Annotated in this window: 18 protein-coding genes; 9 read left to right on the top strand and 9 right to left on the bottom strand. The window is 66.4% G+C overall.

Features of this window, described 5'->3' with window-relative positions; all coding sequences use genetic code 11:
* Nucleotides 1-45: 45 nt before the first annotated feature.
* Together kstD and A5753_RS18890 are read left to right on the top strand one after the other, a co-directional pair.
* Nucleotides 46-1,728 carry a 3-oxosteroid 1-dehydrogenase gene (gene kstD / locus A5753_RS18895; RefSeq protein WP_067131607.1) on the top strand — a complete coding sequence of 561 codons (1,683 nt, stop codon included), beginning with the start codon at nt 46-48 and terminating at the stop codon, nt 1,726-1,728.
* Between the two features lies 1 nt (nt 1,729).
* Nucleotides 1,730-2,590: a MaoC family dehydratase gene (locus A5753_RS18890; protein ID WP_067131538.1), complete on the top strand. Its 861-nt coding sequence runs from the start codon at nt 1,730-1,732 to the stop codon at nt 2,588-2,590.
* 52 nt (nt 2,591-2,642) lie between these two features.
* On the opposite strand, the gene A5753_RS18885 is transcribed toward A5753_RS18890, so the two are convergent.
* The 7 genes from A5753_RS18885 to A5753_RS18855 form a co-directional block, all read right to left on the bottom strand.
* Nucleotides 2,643-3,488, bottom strand: a complete 846-nt coding sequence (locus A5753_RS18885; RefSeq protein ID WP_067131535.1) for an endonuclease domain-containing protein — start codon at nt 3,486-3,488, stop codon at nt 2,643-2,645.
* A gap of 156 nt (nt 3,489-3,644) precedes the next feature.
* Nucleotides 3,645-4,814: a lipid-transfer protein gene (locus A5753_RS18880; RefSeq protein WP_067131604.1), complete on the bottom strand. Its 1,170-nt coding sequence runs from the start codon at nt 4,812-4,814 to the stop codon at nt 3,645-3,647.
* Nucleotides 4,814-5,215, bottom strand: a complete 402-nt coding sequence (locus tag A5753_RS18875) for a MaoC family dehydratase (RefSeq protein ID WP_067131531.1) — start codon at nt 5,213-5,215, stop codon at nt 4,814-4,816. The genes A5753_RS18880 and A5753_RS18875 overlap by 1 nt, the downstream gene beginning before the upstream one ends.
* Nucleotides 5,212-6,174, bottom strand: a complete 963-nt coding sequence (locus A5753_RS18870; RefSeq protein WP_067131527.1) for a bifunctional MaoC family dehydratase N-terminal/OB-fold nucleic acid binding domain-containing protein — start codon at nt 6,172-6,174, stop codon at nt 5,212-5,214. Before A5753_RS18870 ends, A5753_RS18875 begins: the two co-directional genes overlap by 4 nt.
* Nucleotides 6,171-7,334 (bottom strand): acyl-CoA dehydrogenase FadE29, encoded by a 1,164-nt coding sequence (fadE29, locus tag A5753_RS18865; protein ID WP_067131524.1) that lies wholly within the window; start codon nt 7,332-7,334, stop codon nt 6,171-6,173. The genes A5753_RS18870 and fadE29 overlap by 4 nt, the downstream gene beginning before the upstream one ends.
* Nucleotides 7,325-8,347 (bottom strand): acyl-CoA dehydrogenase family protein, encoded by a 1,023-nt coding sequence (locus tag A5753_RS18860; protein ID WP_067131521.1) that lies wholly within the window; start codon nt 8,345-8,347, stop codon nt 7,325-7,327. Before A5753_RS18860 ends, fadE29 begins: the two co-directional genes overlap by 10 nt.
* A complete protein-coding gene (locus A5753_RS18855) occupies nt 8,347-9,597 on the bottom strand; it encodes a cytochrome P450 (protein ID WP_067131518.1) in 1,251 nt (416 codons plus the stop codon). Before A5753_RS18855 ends, A5753_RS18860 begins: the two co-directional genes overlap by 1 nt.
* Before the next feature lie 132 nt (nt 9,598-9,729).
* Here A5753_RS18855 and A5753_RS18850 point away from each other — a divergent pair, with 132 nt between their 5' ends.
* Genes A5753_RS18850 through A5753_RS18835 form a run of 4 tightly spaced genes read left to right on the top strand, consistent with a single transcriptional unit; the run spans nt 9,730 to nt 12,241 of the window.
* A complete protein-coding gene (locus A5753_RS18850; RefSeq protein ID WP_067131515.1) occupies nt 9,730-10,893 on the top strand; it encodes a steroid 3-ketoacyl-CoA thiolase in 1,164 nt (387 codons plus the stop codon).
* A gap of 6 nt (nt 10,894-10,899) precedes the next feature.
* Nucleotides 10,900-11,286, top strand: a complete 387-nt coding sequence (locus A5753_RS18845) for a hypothetical protein (RefSeq protein ID WP_067131512.1) — start codon at nt 10,900-10,902, stop codon at nt 11,284-11,286.
* Between the two features lie 9 nt (nt 11,287-11,295).
* The gene (locus A5753_RS18840) at nt 11,296-11,748 is read left to right on the top strand and encodes a nitroreductase family deazaflavin-dependent oxidoreductase (RefSeq protein ID WP_067131509.1); all 453 of its coding nucleotides are present in this window, start codon (nt 11,296-11,298) and stop codon (nt 11,746-11,748) included.
* Nucleotides 11,749-11,788: 40 nt separating this feature from the next.
* Nucleotides 11,789-12,241 (top strand): nitroreductase family deazaflavin-dependent oxidoreductase, encoded by a 453-nt coding sequence (locus A5753_RS18835; protein WP_067131506.1) that lies wholly within the window; start codon nt 11,789-11,791, stop codon nt 12,239-12,241.
* On the opposite strand, the gene A5753_RS18830 is transcribed toward A5753_RS18835, so the two are convergent.
* Together A5753_RS18830 and A5753_RS18825 are read right to left on the bottom strand one after the other, a co-directional pair.
* Nucleotides 12,238-13,143 (bottom strand): SDR family oxidoreductase, encoded by a 906-nt coding sequence (locus A5753_RS18830; RefSeq protein WP_067131502.1) that lies wholly within the window; start codon nt 13,141-13,143, stop codon nt 12,238-12,240. The two genes, A5753_RS18835 and A5753_RS18830, sit on opposite strands and share 4 nt — an antisense overlap.
* Nucleotides 13,144-13,156: 13 nt before the next feature.
* Entirely contained in the window at nt 13,157-13,948 is a 792-nt protein-coding gene (locus A5753_RS18825; RefSeq protein WP_369829339.1) for an SDR family oxidoreductase, read from the bottom strand.
* A gap of 60 nt (nt 13,949-14,008) precedes the next feature.
* Here A5753_RS18825 and echA20 point away from each other — a divergent pair, with 60 nt between their 5' ends.
* The 3 genes from echA20 to ipdB are packed head-to-tail and all read left to right on the top strand — an operon-like array spanning nt 14,009 to nt 16,406.
* The gene (gene echA20, locus A5753_RS18820; RefSeq protein WP_067131499.1) at nt 14,009-14,767 is read left to right on the top strand and encodes a (7aS)-7a-methyl-1,5-dioxo-2,3,5,6,7,7a-hexahydro-1H-indene-carboxyl-CoA hydrolase; all 759 of its coding nucleotides are present in this window, start codon (nt 14,009-14,011) and stop codon (nt 14,765-14,767) included.
* Nucleotides 14,764-15,648: a cholesterol ring-cleaving hydrolase subunit IpdA gene (gene ipdA, locus A5753_RS18815; RefSeq protein WP_067131496.1), complete on the top strand. Its 885-nt coding sequence runs from the start codon at nt 14,764-14,766 to the stop codon at nt 15,646-15,648. The genes echA20 and ipdA overlap by 4 nt, the downstream gene beginning before the upstream one ends.
* Entirely contained in the window at nt 15,645-16,406 is a 762-nt protein-coding gene (ipdB, locus tag A5753_RS18810) for a cholesterol ring-cleaving hydrolase subunit IpdB (protein WP_067131493.1), read from the top strand. The genes ipdA and ipdB overlap by 4 nt, the downstream gene beginning before the upstream one ends.
* The last annotated feature ends 57 nt before the right edge of the window (nt 16,407-16,463 follow it).

Genomic DNA, 16,463 nt, shown 5'->3' with positions numbered 1-16,463 from the left:
CGGGCCAGTAGCGGCCGCCCCGGGCAATTCTATAACGTGTTCTACATGTCAGCGCAGGAGTACGACGTCGTCGTGGTCGGAAGCGGCGGAGCCGGCATGGTGGCCGCCCTTACCGCCGCTCACCGGGGTCTTTCCACCATAGTCATCGAGAAGGCCCCTCACTTCGGCGGCTCCACCGCGCGCTCGGGCGGCGGCGTTTGGATCCCAAATAACGAAGTGCTCAAGCGTGACGGCGTCCGCGATACCGCCGAGGCCGCCCGCACTTATCTACACGGGATCGTCGGCGACGTCGTCGAACCCGAACGCATCGACACCTACCTCGAGCGCGGACCCGAGATGCTGTCGTTCGTCCTCAAGAACACCCCGCTGAAGATGTGCTGGGTGCCGCGGTACTCCGACTACTACCCCGAGTCGCCGGGCGGCCGCGCCGAGGGCCGATCGATCGAGCCGAAGCCGTTCAACGCCCGCAAGCTCGGCGCCGACGAATCCGGCCTGGAGCCGGCGTACGGCAAGGTCCCGCTGAACGTCGTGGTGATGCAACAGGATTACGTGCGGCTGAACCAACTCAAACGGCACCCGCGCGGCGTGCTGCGCAGCCTGAAGGTCGGGGCGCGCACCATGTGGGCCAAGGCGACCGGCAAGAACCTCGTCGGCATGGGCCGGGCGTTGATCGGGCCGCTGCGCATCGGATTGCAGCGGGCCGGGGTGCCGGTGGTGCTCAACACCGCGCTCACCGACCTCTACGTCGAAGACGGTGTCGTGCGCGGCGTCTACGCGCGCGGCGCCGGCGATGCCGAATCCAATGAGCCCCAACTCATCCGGGCTCGGCGCGGTGTGATCCTGGCGTCGGGTGGGTTCGAGCACAACGAGCAGATGCGGGTGAAATATCAGCGCGCACCGATCACCACCGAGTGGACCGTCGGCGCGGTGGCCAACACCGGCGACGGAATCTTGGCGGGCGAAAAGCTCGGCGCCGCGTTGGACATCATGGAGGACGCGTGGTGGGGGCCGACCGTCCCGCTGGTGGGGGCGCCCTGGTTCGCGTTGTCCGAGCGCAACTCGCCGGGGTCGATCATCGTCAACATGTCGGGCAAGCGGTTTATGAACGAATCGATGCCCTACGTCGAAGCCTGCCATCACATGTATGGCGGCCAATACGGTCAGGGACCCGGTCCGGGCGAGAACATTCCCGCGTGGCTGGTGTTCGACCAGCAGTACCGGGACCGCTACATCTTCGCGGGTTTGCAGCCCGGACAACGCATTCCGCGCAAGTGGCTGGAGTCCGGGGTCATCGTCCAGGCCGACACCCTGGCGGAGCTGGCGCAGAAGGCCGGTCTTCCGGTGAGTGAATTCACCGCGACCGTCGAACGTTTCAACGGTTTCGCCCGCTCCGGTGTCGACGAGGACTACCAGCGCGGCGAGAGCGCCTACGACAGGTACTACGGCGACCCGACCAACAAGCCGAACCCCAACCTCGGCGAGATCAGCCACGGGCCGTACTACGCCGCCAAGATGGTGCCCGGCGACCTGGGCACCAAGGGCGGCATCCGCACGGATGTCCACGGCCGGGCGCTGCGCGACGACGGCAGTGTCATCGAAGGTCTTTACGCCGCAGGTAATGTCAGCGCGCCGGTGATGGGCCACACCTACCCCGGTCCGGGAGGCACCATCGGCCCGGCCATGACGTTCGGTTACTTGGCGGCGTTGCACATCGCGGAGGAGTGCTGAAGTGCCAATCGACGTAGAAGTCGCGCTGAATGCTGAGTTGGATCCCATCGAATTCTCTTGGGCCAGTAGCGATGTTCAGCTCTATCACCTCGGGCTGGGCGCGGGCGCCGATCCGATGGACCCCCGCGAGCTGCGCTACCTGATCGACGACACCCCGCAGGTGCTGCCGACGTTCGGCAACGTGGCCGCCACCTTCCACGTCACGAAACCGCCGACGGTCAAGTTCCCCGGCATCGACATCGAGTTGGGCAAGGTGCTGCACGCCAGCGAGCGCGTCGAGGCGCCCGCTCCGCTGCCGCCGTCCGGCTCGGCCAAGGCCGTCACCCGGTTCACCGACATCTGGGACAAGGGCAAGGCCGCGGTGATCTGGAGCGAGACGACGGTGACCGCGCCCGATGGCACGCTGCTGTGGACGCAGCGCCGGTCCATCTTCGCCCGGGGCGAAGGCGGATTCGGCGGCGAGCGTGGTGCGTCGACATCGGACGACGCGCCGGACCGTGCTCCCGATCTCGAGATCGACGTGCCGATTCTGCCGCAACAGGCGCTGCTCTACCGGCTGTGCGGCGACCGCAACCCGCTGCACTCCGACCCCGAATTCGCCGCTGCCGCAGGGTTTTCCCAGCCCATTCTGCACGGGCTGTGCACGTACGGCATGACCTGCAAGGCGATCACGGATGCGCTGCTCGACGGTGATGCCGGCGCGGTGGCGGCCTACGGCGCGCGTTTCGCCGGGGTGGCGTTCCCCGGCGAAACGCTCAAGGTCGGCATCTGGAAGGACAACGGCCGCTTCCTGGCCAGCGTTGTCGCACCCTCGCGCGACAACGCCGTCGTGCTGTCCGGCGTCGAACTGCTGCCTGCGTAGTCTCCTTGCGCCGAGTGTGCGGCTAGCCGCACACTCGGTTTCGGATGTGCGGCTAGCCGCACATCCGCCGGGCCAACGCGTCACGAACACGACTGACGACCTCGGCCGGCCGATCGCCCGCGACCACGCGGACGACGAGCCACCCGCGCCGCTGCAGCATTTCTGACCTGCGGAGATCCCACGTGTACTGGTGTCGATCGCTGCGGTGCTGCTCCCCGTCATACTCGACCGCTACTTTGACGTCCTCCCATCCCATGTCCAAATACGCAATGGCACTGCCGAATTCGTCGTTCACCGGGATCTGTGTTTGCGGCCTGGGCAAACCAGCTTGTATCAGGACCACACGTAGCCAGGATTCTTTCGGTGATTGCGCACCGGAATCGAAAAGGTTTATAGCTTGACGCGCCCGCGTGATCCCACGGCGTCCGGCATACCTACGTGCCAGGAGATAGACGTCGGCCGCTTTGACATTGGTAGCGCGAGCAAGCGCGTCGATAGCTGCCACGGCGGTCGTGGTTGGGTACCAGCAGCCCAAGTCCAGAGCCGTCCTGGCGGGCGAAGTAACCGGCATGGCGGTGAGCATCGCGATCTCGTCCTCCTCGATCCGGTCTCGATGTGTTTGAATCCCGGGTGGATTCCGCGGATTATCGTGAATCAACTCCACAACCTGGATGTCGCTGGCCCATTGGCTGCCATGCAGTGCCGCTGCCGCAAACCCCGCGACGACACCTCGGCGGCGGGTCCACAGCCACCCCGCCTTCGCCCGCAACTCAACATCGACGACGACATGACGGTCCGCATAGACGTCGGCAAATAGTCGGCGGCATCGCGTAGCCAGTTGGGCCTTGGTCAAAACCCCCGCAGCTATGGCTTCGCTGCCGATGAATGGCTCCCGCATAACGGCAGCGTCGCAGAGACCGCCTACCTCGTCAGTTCAGCTATCCACAGTCGCCGAGTATGCGGCTCGCCGCACACTCAGACGCGAATGTGCGGCTCGCCGCACATTCGCGCAAGGAGCGAAGCCGACGGACTCGGCGCCAGAAACCCAGAAACCCTAGCCGAGTATCAGCCCCGAGGTCGGCACGCCGGTTCCTGCGGTGACGAGTACGTGCTCGACGTCGGGCACCGGGTTCACCGAGGTGCCTCGCAATTGCCGCACTCCCTCGGCGATGCCGTTCATGCCATGGATGTAGGCCTCACCGAGCTGACCACCGTGGGTGTTGATGGGCAGCCGCCCCCCGACCTCGATCGCACCGCCGGCGATGAAGTCCTTCGCCTCCCCCTTGCCGCAGAATCCCAACTCCTCCAACTGAATCAGCGTGAACGGGGTGAAGTGGTCGTAGAGCACCGCGGTCTGGATGTCGGTCGGCTGGAGGCCCGACTGCGACCAGAGTTGCTGGCCAACGACCCCCATCTCGGGCAGGCCGAGCTCGGTCCGGTAGTAGCTGACCATGGTGTACTGGTCGGGGCTGGAGCCCTGCGCCGCCGCCTCGATGATCGCCGGTCGCTGCTTGAGATCCTTCGCGCGCTCGGGCGACGTCACTACGATCGCGACCGCTCCGTCGGTCTCCTGACAGCAGTCCAGCAGCCGCAGCGGCTCGGCGATCCACCGCGAATTCTGATGATCCTCAATGGTTATCGGCTTCTCGTAGAAGTACGCCTTCGGGTTCTTGGCCGCGTGCTTGCGATCGGCCACCGAAATCGCGCCGAAGTCCCGACTGCTCGCACCGGACAGATGCATGTAGCGCTGAGCGATCATCGCCACCTGCGCGGCCGGCGTCGACAGCCCGTGCGGGTACGAGAACGAATTGTCCGCCGCCGTCGAATCAGCCTGCACCCCAGCGTTTCCCACCAACCGGGTCTGCACCTGGCCGAACCGCATGCCCGACCGCTCGTTGAACGCCCGGTACGCGACGACGACATCGGCCACCCCGGTGGCAACGGCCATCGCCGCCTGCTGCACGGTCGCGCACGCGGCGCCGCCGCCGTACCCGATCTGCGAGAAGAACTTCAGGTCACCGATTCCGACCGCACGCGCGACGGCGGTCTCGTTGTTGGTGTCCATCGTGAAGGTGGTCAGCCCGTCGACGTCGGACGGGCTCAGCCCGGCGTCGTCCAGCGCATCCAGGACCGCCTCGGCGGCCAGCCGCAGCTCGCTGCGGCCGGAGTTTTTGGAGAAGTCCGTGGCGCCGATACCGACGATCGCGGCCTTGCCCGACAACATCATGCGCCCCCGATCGTCAGCGTCACGTTGGCGATGACGTGGTCGCCAAGGCTGTTGCGGCCGAACACCTTCAGCGTGATCAGACCGTCGTCGACAGCGGTCACCTCACCGGAGAAGGTGACGGTGTCGTAGGCGTACCACGGCACACCGAGCCGCAGCCCGATCGATTTGATCAGCGCCGTCGGACCCGCCCAGTCGGTGACGTAGCGCTGCACCAGTCCGGTGTCTGTGAGGATGTTGACGAAGATGTCCTTGGACCCCTTCGCCTGAGCCAGGTCCCGGTCGTGATGCACATCCTGAAAGTCCCTGGTGGCCAGGGCCGTTGAGATGATGAATGTGGGCGAACCGTGCAGCTTTAGTTCGGGCAGGGTCGTGCCGACTTCAACAACGGGTGCGCTCATGCTTCGTCTCCCACCGGCTCCCAGGCGTAGAGGCTCCACTCCGGGCCGGATTCACCGGCCGGGAAGTCGATATAGGTTGCGCGGACCGGCATTCCGATCTTGACCTCCGCATGATCGACGTTGCGTAACTCGCCGAGCATGCGGACGCCCTCTTCCAGTTCGACCAGTGCGATCACGAACGGCAGCGTGCGACCGGGCACCTTAGGCGCGTGGTGGACCACGTAGCTGAACACGGTGCCGCGGCCGCTGGCCACCGCGAAGTCGATCGGCTCCGCTTTGTCCTGCCACACCGCCGGCACCGGCGGGTGCTGCAGGGTGCCATCGGTGAGGCGCTGGATGCGCAGTTCGTGCGCCTTGACGCCCTCCCAGAAGAAGGCGGTGTCGCGTGACACCGCCGGTCGCATCATGGCGTCGGCATCCAGGTCCTGCGGGACCGACGCGGTCGGGCCGGAATCCTCGCGAGGCCTGAATTTGAGTATGCGCCAGGCCATCTCGGCGACATCCTCGTCACCGACCCGCCAGGTGATGTGCTGGTTGATGAACCAGCCCTCACCGAGCCCCGTCTGCTTGGGACCCACCACGTCGCGCATCTCGGAGGCGACGGTGACCTGCTCTCCCGGACGCAGGTACCGGTGGTAGGTCTGCTCGCAGTTGGTGGCGACCACCCCGATGTAGCCGGCCTCGTCGAACAGCTGCATGATCGGGCCCATGGGGTCGTCGGTCGGGCGTTCGCCACCCAGGCCGAACATCGTCCACACCTGAATCATGGCCGGCGGGGCCACGATTCCGGGATGCCCGGCGACCTTCGCGGCGGCCTCGTCGACGTAGATCGGGTTGCGGTCGCCGATCGCCTCGACCCAGTTGTTGATCGTCGGCTGGTTCACCGGATCCCGGGCCTCGCGCGGTGCGGCGACGACGGTGGCGGTGATTTCCGCAACCGCTTCCTTGATGTCGGTCATCGAGGCACCCTCGGCACTTTGAGTCCGGCCGCGGCGATCATCTCGCGCATCACCTCGTTCACGCCGCCGCCGAAGGTGATGACGAGGTTGCGCTTGGTCTGCGAGTCAAGCCACCTCAGCAGGTCGCCGGTGTCCGAATCGGCGGGGTTGCCGTACTTGCCGACGATCTCCTCGGCGAGCCGGCCGATGTATTGAATCTTCTCGGTACCAAAGACTTTCGTCGATGCGGCATCGGCCACGTTGATGTCCTCACCGGCGGCGGCCACCTGCCAGTTCAGCAGCTCGTTGATCCGCCACATGGCATGGATCTCACCGAGCGCCCGCTTGACGTCCTGGTGATCGATCGGCGTGACGCCGTCGCTGCCCGGCTTGGACGCCCAGGCGTGCACCCGATCGTAGATGCCGGCGGTGCGGCCCGCCGGGCCGAGCATGACGCGCTCGTTGTTGAGCTGGGTGGTGATCAGCCGCCACCCGCCGTTCTCCTCGCCGACCAGCATGTCGGCCGGCACGCGCACGTCGTTGTAGTAGGTGGCGTTGGTGTGGTGGGCACCGTCGGACAGGATGATCGGCGTCCAGGAGTAGCCGGGATCCTTCGTGTCGACGATCAGGATCGAAATACCCTTGTGCTTCACGGCTTCCGGGTCGGTGCGGCAGGCCAGCCAGATGTAGTCGGCGTCGTGGGCGCCGGTGGTGAAGATCTTCTGCCCGTTGACGATGTACTCGTCGCCCTGGCGAACCGCGGTGGTGCGCAGGGAGGCCAGGTCGGTGCCGGCCTCGGGCTCGGTGTAGCCGATCGCGAAGTGAACCTCGCCGGCCAGGATGGCGGGCAGGAACTTCTTCTTCTGCTCCTCGCTGCCGAACTGCTGCAGCACCGGGCCGACCGTCTGCAGCGTCACCGCGGGCAGCGGCACGTCGGCCCGATGCGCCTCGTTGACGAAGATCGACTGCTCGATGGGGCCGAAACCCAAGCCGCCGTACTCCTTTGGCCATCCGACGCCGAGCTTGCCGTCGCGCCCCATCCGCCGGATGACCGCGCGGTAGGCCTCGTTGTGCCGGTCCTGCTCCATCGCCTTCATCTCGTCGGACGAGATCAGGTTCGAAAAGTATTCCCTTAGCTCGGCTTGCAGCTGGCGCTGCTCCGGAGTCAGGTCTATGAACATTGCGCTCCCACCAGATCGAGGCGATGAGAAGGCCCGCCCAGCAGCCGGGACAGGTCCTTGATCGTGGAGTAGTACCGATGCATCGGATAGGTGATGTCCATCCCCATCCCGCCGTGCAGGTGATGGCAGAGCTGCATCACCGGCGGCGCCTGCGAGGTGATCCAGTAGCCCAGGACGTCCAGGTCATCGTCGGCGTCCCGGCCCTCCGACAACCGCCACGCAACCGACTTCGCCACGAGATCGATTGTGCGCGAGGCAATGTAGACCTCGGCGAGCTGGGCCGCCACGGTCTGGAACGTCGAGAGCGGCTTGCCGAACTGCTTGCGGTTGGCCACATAGTCGGCGGTCAGGCGCAGCGCCCCGGCCACCAGCCCGTCGGCGTAGGCGCCGACGGCGGCCAGCACCAACTGGTTGACCCGGGAAGCCGTCGCGCCGGCCAGCACGTCGGCTTCTTCGACCGCGACGTCGGCGAGGGTGACCGTGTACTCCTCGGAGTCGTTGGACGTGGGGGTTTGGACCACCTCGACGCCGTCGGCCTTCGGCGACACGACGACGACCGCACTGTCGGCGGTCACGATGATCCAATCCGCTTGTCCCGCATAGCCGACGCCGACCTTGGTGCCCGACAGGCGTCCGTTGGCGAACGTGGTCGACGGCCGGTCCGGCAGCGCGGTTCCCGGCTCGTTGAGGGCGGCGGTCAACACGGCGCCCTTGGCCCCTTTCACCAAGCCGGCCAAGAACCGATCCTGCTGTTCGTCGGAGGCCTGGTCGAGCAGCGGCAGCACGCCGAAACCCAGCGTGGCCAGGGCCGGCGTGATAGCGCCGTGGCGACCGATCTCGGTCAGCACGGTGGCGACCTCGGGCAGACCGACGCCGTCGCCGCCGAGGCGTTCGGGCACCGGTAATGCCATCACACCTCCGTTGACCAATGCGTCCCAACTCAATTCGCGCTCGGAAACCGACGTCACCACGTCGGCGACGGCCTGTTGCGTCGCGGTGAGGTCGAAGTCCATCAGGACGTCACCGCGGCATTGCCGGCGTAGTCGACCTGCCAGTGCTTGATGCCGTTGAGCCAGCCCGACCGCAACCGCTCGGGCTCACCGATCGGCTTGAGACCCGGCATGTGATCGGCGACCGCGTTGAAGATCAGGTTGATCGTCATGCGGGCGAGGTTCGCGCCGATGCAGTAGTGGGCGCCGGTGCCGCCGAAGCCGACGTGCGGGTTCGGGTCGCGCAGGATGTTGAAGGTGTGCGGGTCTTCGAAGACCTCTTCGTCGAAGTTGGCCGACCGGTACGACATCACCACCCGCTGACCCTTCTTGATCTGCACGCCGGACAGTTCCGTGTCCTCGTTGGCGGTGCGCTGGAAGGCCGAAACCGGAGTGGCCCACCGGATGATCTCGTCGGCCGCGGTCGCCGGGCGCTCCTTCTTGAACAGCTCCCACTGATCGGGGTTGTTCGCCAACGCGATCATGCCGTGGGTGATCGAGTTCCGGGTCGTCTCGTTGCCCGCCACCGCCAGCATGACCACGAAGAAACCGAACTCGTCATCGGAGAGCTTCTCGCCGTCGATGTCGGCCTCGATCAGCGTGGTGACGATGTCGTCGGTCGGGTTCTGACTGCGCTCCGCCGCCATCGCCATGGCGTAGGTGATCAGTTCCAGCGACGATTGCGCGGGGTCGACGTGGGCGTACTCGGGGTCGGTGCCACCGGTCATCTCATTGGACCAGCGGAATAGCTTGTCGCGATCCTCCTGGGGAACGCCGAGCAGACCGGCGATGGCCTGCAGCGGCAGCTCGCACGAGACCTGTTCGACGAAGTCGCCGCTGCCCCCTTTCGCGGCGGTCGCGGCGATGTTCTGGGCACGCTGGGCCAGTTCGGCTTCCAGCCGCCCGATGGCCCGTGGGGTGAACCCGCGGGAGATGATCTTGCGCAGCCGGGTGTGGTGCGGAGCGTCCATGTTGAGCATGACGCTGCGCTGCAGCTCGACCTGCTCGCGCTTCATCTCCGGCGGCCAGGTCGGAATGGCGCCGTTCATCCAGCTCGAGAAGATGTCGCTGCGCTTGGACACCTCCTTGACGTCGGCGTGCTTGGTGACGAGCCAGTAGCCGTGGTCCTCGAACCCGCCCGCGCCATCCGGGATGTCAACCCAGTGGACCGGCTCCGCCTTGCGAAGCTGGGCGAGTTCCTCGACGGGCAGCCCGGCGAGGTTGACGTCGGGGTCGAGAAAGTCGAAGTCGGCGGGAATGTTGGGGGGTGCCATGTAGGGTGCGCTCCTTTTACAACACTAATTGCAACGTGTTCTAGTGCCAGTAAAACACGCCTCCTGCGCAGATAAAAGGCAGGTCACCATCCTCGCTTGTCAGAGTAATGAAACGTGTTCTAGCCTGACGGAATGGGTAACCCTGTCATCGTCGAAGCCACTCGCAGCCCCATCGGAAAACGGAACGGGTGGCTGTCGGGCCTGCACGCCACCGAGTTGCTGGGGGCAACGCAGAAGGCCCTTGTGGAGAAGGCCGGTATCGACGCAGGCGACGTCGAGCAGATCGTCGGCGGCTGCGTCACGCAGTTCGGCGAGCAGTCCAACAACATCACGCGCGTCAGCTGGCTCGTCGCGGGCCTGCCCGAGCACGTCGGTGCGATGACCGTGGACTGCCAGTGCGGCAGCGGCCAGCAGGCCAACGGCCTGGTCGCCGGTCTCATCGCAGCGGGCGCCATCGACATCGGCATCGCGTGCGGAATCGAGGCGATGAGCCGTGTCGGGCTCGGGGCGAACGCGGGTCCCGACCGCACCATCCTGCGTCCGTCGTCGTGGGACATCGACCTTCCCGACCAGTTCACCGCGGCCGAGCGGATCGCCAAGCGGCGCGGCATCACTCGTGAGGAGATCGACGAGTTCGGCCTGGCGTCCCAGACCAAAGCCAAGCAGGCCTGGGAAGAAGGCCGTTTTGATCGCGAGATCTCCCCGATCGAGGCCCCAGCGCTCGACGAGAACAAGCAACCGACGTCCGAGCGCGTCACCATCGGCCGCGACCAGGGCCTGCGCGACACCACCTTGTCGGGCCTCTCCGCGCTGAAGCCGGTGCTCGAGGGAGGCATCCACACCGCGGGCACGTCATCGCAGATCTCCGACGGCGCGGCCGCCGTGCTCTGGATGGACGAAGACAAGGCCAAGGCCCTGGGCCTCAAGCCGCGCGCCCGCATCGTCAGCCAGGCGCTGGTCGGTGCCGAGCCCTACTACCACCTGGACGGCCCGGTGCAGTCGACGGCGAAGGTGCTGGAGAAGGCCGGAATGAAGATGGGCGACATCGACATCACCGAGATCAACGAGGCGTTCGCCTCGGTGGTGCTGTCGTGGGCACGGGTGCACGACCCGGACATGGCCAAGGTCAACGTCAACGGCGGGGCCATCGCGCTGGGTCACCCGGTGGGCAGCACCGGCAGCCGGCTGATCACCACAGCACTGCACGAGCTCGAACGCACCGACCAGACCACCGCCCTGATCACCATGTGCGCGGGCGGCGCCCTGTCGACCGGCACCATCATCGAGCGCATCTAACTCGTAGTGGTCGTCTCGAAGGAGAGCCGCGTCGCCGCGGCGCAGTCCTACATCGACGCGCTCGTCAGCCATGATGGCAACTCGGTTCCATTCGCCGCCCGGTGTACCCGCGTCGAGCAGGGCATCAAGAACGGGTTCTCCGGAAACCATCTGCGGCGCAGCCTCAATCGGGGTCTCCAGTACCGATTGCTCGCCGAAACGACGCCGCCGGACTACCGGATCGACGGCGATGAGGTGCACGCCGAGTACGACGTGCGGACCAAGGCGGCGTTCGGCGGGCGGCGTCTGGCCGCGCGCGTCAACGAGACCTTCGTGATCCCCGCCGAAACTTCAAGCGGGGCAGCCGAAATCCACCACATCAAAGTTCGCTTCCAGCCATACATCCAGCGCTAAGGAACCCCCGTGCCGAAACCGAAGCCACGCGCACTGAACTCACCCTGGGTCGACTTCATCATCAAGTGGATGGCCAAGGGCAACACGTGGATCTACAAGCGCAGCAACGGCAAGTTCGGCAACACGTTCCAGAAGGCTCCGGTGGCGCTGCTCACCACCACGGGCCGCAAGAGCGGTGAGCCGCGGGTGAGCCCGCTGCTCTACCTGCGCGAGGGGAACCGGGTCATCCTGGTCGCCTCGAAGGGCGGCGGCGACAAACATCCGCAGTGGTATCTGAACCTCAAGGCCGATCCCAAAGTCTCCGTGCAGATCAAGGACGAGGTGCTGCGGCTGCAGGCCCGCGACGCCACCGAGGCGGAGCGCGCCGAGTACTGGCCCAAGTTGGACGCCATGTATCCCTCGTTCGACGACTACCGGGCCTGGACCGACCGCGTCATCCCGGTCGTGATCTGCGACCCCTGAACGTTTCCCTCGCGTCCCGGCGGGGAATCATCTCGGCACCATGTCCGACCGCCACTGGATTCGCAACTCACGCCCGATTGCGCTGCTGCTCAAGTACTTCGCGCGCGCCCATATCTGGGTATACCGAAGGACCGACGGCAAGGTCGGGGCTCAGCTGCTGCGATTCCCCGCTGCCCTGCTGACCACCACCGGACGCAAGTCCAGCGAGCCGCGAACCACCGCGACGCTGTACCTGCGCGACGGCGACCGGGTGATCTTGCCCGCCTCCTTCGGCGGGCGCGACCAAGATCCGCTGTGGTATCTGAACCTCAAAGAGAATCCCGACGTGCGGGTGCAGATCCGGGCTCAGCGCCTGGACCTGGTCGCCCGCGACGCCACCGACGCTGAGCGCGAACGGTATTGGCCACGATTGACACGGATGTACCCGCCGTATCGCAAGTACCGAGAGACCGCCAACCGGGTCATCCCGCTGGTGGTGTGCGAACCGGGCTAGGCGCCGTAGACGGGGACCGGCCGGCGCGCCTTGGCGAGCAGGTCGGCGACGACGCGCCCCAGTTCCGCGGGATCCCACCTCGCGCCCTTGTCGATCTCCGGCCCGTGCGCCCAACCCTCGGCGACCCGGATTTTGCCGCCCTCGACCTCGAACACCTTGCCGGTGACGTCCCGCGATTCGGCGCTGCCCAGCCAAACGACCAGCGGTGAAATGTTTTCCGGGGCCATCGCGTCGAAATCCTGGTCCTGCGTCGCCATCATCTCGGCGAATACCGTCTCGGTCATGCGGGTGCGGGCCGAGGGCGCGATGGCGTTGACGGTGACGCCGTAGCGCCCCATCTCGGCCGCGGCGACCAACGTCAACGCCGCGATGCCCGCCTTGGCGGCGCTGTAGTTGCCCTGGCCGACGCTGCCCTGCAGGCCGGCGCCCGAGCTGGTGTTGATGATCCGGGCGTCAACGGGTTTGCCCTCTTTGGACAGCCCACGCCAGTACGACGCGGCGTGGCGCATCGTGGCGAAGTGCCCCTTGAGGTGCACGGCGATGACGGCGTCGAACTCCTCTTCGCTGGTGTTGGCCATCATCCTGTCGCGCACGATGCCGGCGTTGTTCACCAAAACGTCCAGGCCGCCGTAGGTTTCGACGGCGGTCTGGATCAGGCTCGCCGCCTGGCCCCAATCCGCGATGTTGGAGCCGTCGGCGACGGCCTCGCCACCGGCGGCGGTGATTTCGTCGACGACGCTCTGGGCGGCGCTACCACCGCCGGCCGGCGAACCGTCCAGGCCCACCCCGATGTCGTTGACCACCACCCGCGCGCCTTCTTCGGCGAAGGCCAGCGCATGCGCGCGACCGATACCGCCGCCCGCTCCGGTGACGATGACGACGCGGCCGTCAACCACTCCCATGCTTTTGTCTCCTCTACTTGACCGCGCTCGCGGTCGTGGTGGCCAGATAGTGCGGCGGCTCGCCTCCGCCGTGCACCTCCAACGAGGCCCCGCTGATGTAGGACGCTACGTCGGAGGCCAGAAATGCTGTGGCCCAACCGATATCGGCGGGCTCGGCCAGCCGGCCGAGTGGCACATTCTTCGAGATCGCGGCGATGGAGTCGGCATCGCCGTAGAACAGTTCGGATTGCTCGGTCTCCACCATGCCGACCACGCAGGCGTTCACCCGGACCTTCGGGCCCCATTCCACCGCCAGGGTCTGCGTCAGGCTTTCCAGGCCGGCCTTGGCCGCCCCATAGGCGCCCGTTCCGGGCGACGGCCGGCGGCCGGATAGGCTGCAGATATTGATGATCGACCCGCCCTGCCGGTTTTGCATGTGAGCGTTCGCGTGCTGCGAAACCGACAGCGCACCAATCAGATTGAGTTCGATGATCTTGCGGTTGAACTTCGCGCTGGACTCTGCGGTCAGCACGTAGGGTGATCCCCCGGCGTTGTTGACGACGATGTCGAGCCGGCCGTGCCGGTCCACGATGGTGTCGATCATGCCCTTGACGGCATCGTCGTCGCGGACGTCGCACGAGTGGAATTCGTAGGGCAATCCCTCGACCGCCCGTCGCGCGCAGGTGACGACGGTGGCGCCCTGCTCGGCGAAAACGGAGCTGATGCCTGCACCCACCCCGCGAACACCGCCGGTGACGAGAACCACCCGCCCGGCCAGCCCCAAGTTGATGGCGTCACAAGGGGGGCATGCTTCGGCGCGAGTCACTGTGCTAGCGTACCAAGCAAGTGCTTGCTTAGGTAGTTACCCCCACAAGGAAGTGGCACCTTGCCCATCACATCCACAACCACCGAACCGGGCATCGTCGCGGTCACCGTCGACTTCCCGCCCGTCAACGCCATCCCGTCGCGGGGCTGGTTCGAGCTTGCCGACACCATCACCGCGGCCGGCCAAGATCTCAACACCCGCGTGGTGATCCTGCGCGCCGAAGGCCGCGGCTTCAACGCCGGGGTCGACATCAAGGAGATGCAGCGCACCGAGGGATTCACCGCGCTGATCGACGCCAACCGCGGCTGCTTTGCCGCGTTCCGCGCGGTCTACGAGTGCGCGGTGCCCGTCGTCGCCGCCGTCAACGGGTTCTGCGTCGGTGGCGGCATCGGGCTGGTCGGCAACTCCGACGTCATCGTGGCCTCCGACGACGCCACCTTCGGGCTGCCGGAGGTGGAACGCGGCGCGCTCGGCGCGGCGACGCACCTGTCGCGACTGGTTCCACAGCACATGATGCGGCGACTGTTCTTCACCGCCGCCACCGTCGACGCCGCCACCCTGCACCACTTCGGTTCGGTGCACGAGATGGTGCCGCGCGACGAGCTCGACGAAGCGGCCCTGCGGGTCGCGCGCGACATCGCCGCCAAGGACACCCGCGTCATCCGCGCGGCCAAGGAAGCGCTGAACCTGATCGACGTGCAACGAGTCAACTCGAGTTACCGCATGGAGCAAGGCTTTACGTTCGAGCTCAACCTCGCCGGGGTGGCCGACGAGCACCGCGACGCGTTCGCCGGCACGACGAAGGGTGAGAAGTTTTGAGCGACAAGACAACCACCCTTGACGAGGCCGTCGCGCAATTACGCAGCGGCATGACGATCGGTATCGGCGGCTGGGGATCGCGGCGCAAGCCGATGGCGTTCGTCCGTGCGCTGCTGCGCACCGACATCACCGACCTGACCGTGGTCACCTACGGCGGGCCGGACCTGGGCCTGCTGTGCTCGGCGGGCAAGGTGAAGCGGGCTTACTACGGATTCGTTTCGCTCGACTCCCCGCCCTTTTACGACCCCTGGTTCGCCAAGGCCCGCGCCAACGGCTCAATCGAGGCCCGGGAGATGGACGAGGGCATGCTGCGTTGCGGGCTGCAGGCCGCCGCACAACGCCTGCCGTTCCTGCCGATCCGCGCCGGGCTGGGCAGCTCGGTGCTCGACTTCTGGGAGGGCGAACTGCAGACGGTGACGAGCCCGTATCCGGCGCCCGGCGGCGGACACGAGACCCTGATCGCGATGCCGGCGCTGCGCCTGGACGCCACGTTCGCGCACCTCAATCTCGGTGACGCGCAGGGCAATGCGGCCTACACCGGGATAGACCCGTATTTCGACGACCTGTTCCTGATGGCCGCCGAGAAGCGCTTCCTGTCGGTAGAGCGGCTGGTGTCCACCCAAGAGCTGGTCAAGGCGGTCCCCCCGCAGGCACTGCTGGTGAACCGCATGATGGTCGACGGCGTGGTCGAAGCGCCGGGCGGCGCCCACTTCACCACCGCCGCACCGGATTACGGCCGCGACGAGAAATTCCAGCGGCACTACGCCGAAGCGGCTTCGACGGGCGAGGGTTGGCAGCAGTTCGTGCAGACCTACCTGTCGGGCAGCGAAGAGGATTACCAGGCGGCCGTCCGCGCTTTCAAAGAGGAGCCCCCGTCATGAGCGGCGACGCGATCACCCGCCCCGAGGTCTGCGCGGTCGCCTGCGCCGAATTGTTCCGGGACGCCGGTGAAATCATGGTCAGCCCGATGACGAACATGGCCTCGGTCGGGGCCCGACTGGCCCGGTTGACCTTTTCGCCCGACATCCTGCTGACCGACGGCGAGGCGCAGCTGCTGGCCGAGACCCCCGCCCTAGGGGGCGCCGGAGCCCCAAACAAGATTGAGGGCTGGATGCCGTTCGGCCGGGTCTTCGAAACCCTGGCCTGGGGCCGGCGCCACGTGGTGATGGGCGCCAATCAGGTTGACCGCTTCGGCAATCAGAACATCTCGGCGATTGGCCCGCTGCAGCAGCCCAAACGCCAGATGTTCGGTGTCCGCGGTGCGCCCGGCAATGCCATCAACCACGCCACCAGCTATTGGGTGGGCAATCACTCCAAGCGGGTGTTCTGCGAGAAAGTCGACATCGTCTGCGGAATCGGCTGGGACAACGTCGACGCCGGCAACCCGGCGTTTCGTTTCGCCAACACCTATCGGGTGGTGTCGAACCTCGGTGTGTTCGACTTCGGCGGGCCGGACCGCACGATGCGGGCGGTGTCGCTGCATCCCGGCGTTGCGGCCGACGAGGTGCGGGAGAACACGTCGTTTGAGATCCACGGCCTGGACGGCGCCGAGGAGACGCGGCTGCCGACCGACGACGAGCTGACTCTGATTCGCGAAACGATCGACCCGAAGGCCCTGCGCGACAGAGAGATCCGTTGATGACTATTCCGCCTCCTCCTGCCTATTTTCGATCGCACTGCTCCGTTTATCGTCGGC

This window comes from Mycobacterium sp. 852002-51971_SCH5477799-a (assembly GCF_001667145.1).
Classification (GTDB): domain Bacteria; phylum Actinomycetota; class Actinomycetes; order Mycobacteriales; family Mycobacteriaceae; genus Mycobacterium.
The sequence above is the reverse complement of the archived record's forward strand: the minus strand, read 5'-3'. Positions and strand labels throughout refer to the sequence as shown.